This window comes from Allobosea sp. P4_C6 (assembly GCF_056402015.1).
The window spans coordinates 1-1873 of record NZ_JBFUIF010000214.1; the positions used below are offsets into that span (position 1 = coordinate 1).

Genomic DNA, 1873 nt, shown 5'->3' on the forward strand with positions numbered 1-1873 from the left:
CTTGGTGCCTTGTCCCGCTTCCCTCCGGGGCTCATGCCCGGCGCCGATTGCCAGTATAGATCGAGGACCTTCCGCTTCAAATCATCCTCATCTTCCACGGCGGCCACCAGCGCAGCCCCGATATAGGCTAACCGGGTACGTTGCCGCTGCTCCAACGCATCAGGAATGCTGGCTCGACTTCGTACCATACCGCCTTCAAAACGGCCTGTGCCCGAGCAAGGCGGATCTTTCAGCGACGAGAGGGGCATTGCTCCCTTCCTCCTCCAAGGCAGGGGCAAAAAATTATGCAACCCATCCGGGCCGCGTTGCAGCTGCGGGAAGGTGACGAAATCGCTTACAGCATCGAAGGGGCGTCCGTCGTGATCCGCAAGGCGCCGGCCTAGGTCGTGGTCGAGGATCCATTCGCCACGTTCGGCGAATGGGACAGCGAAGCCGATCGGCGGTCTTATGCCGACCTCTGAGTTACAGCAGGGCGACGTTGTAGGGTGCCTGAGGTGGCTGATAAGCCTCAAGAAGCATCTGGGTGCCTGACGGTCGCTCGCATCCGTGAGCCGAGCAGAGCTGGGTGGCTTCCGGCCTTCGCTGACAATTCTAAAGTCCGCCGCCGTGGTGAGATCGACTCTGAAGGGATCGCGATGACGACGGGCCCAGGCCGCTGCTGCACGTCACGCTCAACGATTTCGGCGGGGGAGGCCAGTGCGGCGTTCCAAGCGATGTACCTTCAATCTCAGATGAGTCCGCCGGAGCTCGCGCCAACCGCGTCGACAAAACGTTTCAAAGTGCCAGGCGGGCGGCTTGGCTGAATTGCCGATCGGCGTCGTGTAGGATGCGGCCTGCTGGACGGAGCGGTGCGGCGACTGCTGCATCGCCGCAGGCTGGGGGACGCCATTGCGGGTCGAGCTCGGCTTGGGCGCAGCGGCGCTTGAGGATCAGGTTGCCGGCGTGGGGGTTTCCGGACGGGACGCATCGACCGGCTGGGAGATGTCGGGCGGAGAGAGAAGGCTGAAGCCGCGTAGCCTCTCGCTTCTGTTTCTGGCCCCTAGCCGACGTCAGGAAGGTGCGCTTTCGGGCGGTGCCGTTACTCGATTGGCCCAGTCGGAGCTGGCGTGCAGTGGCTTGGCTTCCTATGCAAGCTTGGGTGGAGCGTAGAAACTGGTCAACGCCAGACCATTCAGAACCGACGCTTGCAGCGCCGCCTGCGGAGCGCATAACCTCAAACCCATATCAGCCAGGGCCTCCGTTCTTGAGACCCGTCAACAGTCTCAAATCAGTTGACGACAGACAAACTGCTGTTGAACCTATCTATCCGCAGAGGTGTCCTCCGGCATGCCCAATCGGAAATAAAAACTCAGCGTGCAAAGTTAATCTCAGCTGGAGGCGCCACCTATGCAAACCTGGATCAATACGTTTTTAGTGGTGCTCGCGGCGATCTTTCCCGTGGTAAACCCACCGGGAACTGCGCTTGTGTTTATCGGGCTCACAAGCGGATTTACACCCCATATTCGGCGCACACTGGCTCTACGGGTCGCAATCAACTCGCTGCTCGTGCTCGTGTGCTCCTTTCTACTTGGGGCGCTGATCCTGCAGTTTTACGGGATCTCAATATCTGTATTGCGCGCGGCGGGTGGTTTCATCGTCGCGGTATCCGGCTGGAATCTCCTCAATAGGGGAAGCCACAAAGCCATCGAGGCATCACGCGACGCCGCACCTGTCGGGGATCCGCTCAGCCTGGCGTTCTATCCATTGACGCTGCCCCTCACCACCGGCCCGGGCACAATCGCGGTGGTGATCAGCATCGGCATCTCGAGGACAACTTTCTCGCAGCCGGCCGATGAGCTGTTGTTCATATTCGCCAGCCTTGCCGCTGTTACTG

General features: G+C 60.5%; 2 protein-coding genes. One reads left to right on the plus strand and one right to left on the minus strand.

The genetic code is table 11. From position 1 onward, the window contains the following. On the minus strand, nucleotides 1-248 hold a 248-nt coding region (locus AC1DVA_RS28040), incomplete at its 3' end, for a hypothetical protein (protein ID WP_476808074.1). Between the two features lie 1138 nt (nucleotides 249-1386). On the opposite strand from AC1DVA_RS28040, the gene AC1DVA_RS28045 reads away from it, so the two are divergent. Beyond that, nucleotides 1387-1873: MarC family protein (locus AC1DVA_RS28045; protein WP_476808075.1), on the plus strand; the 487-nt coding region annotated here is incomplete at its 3' end.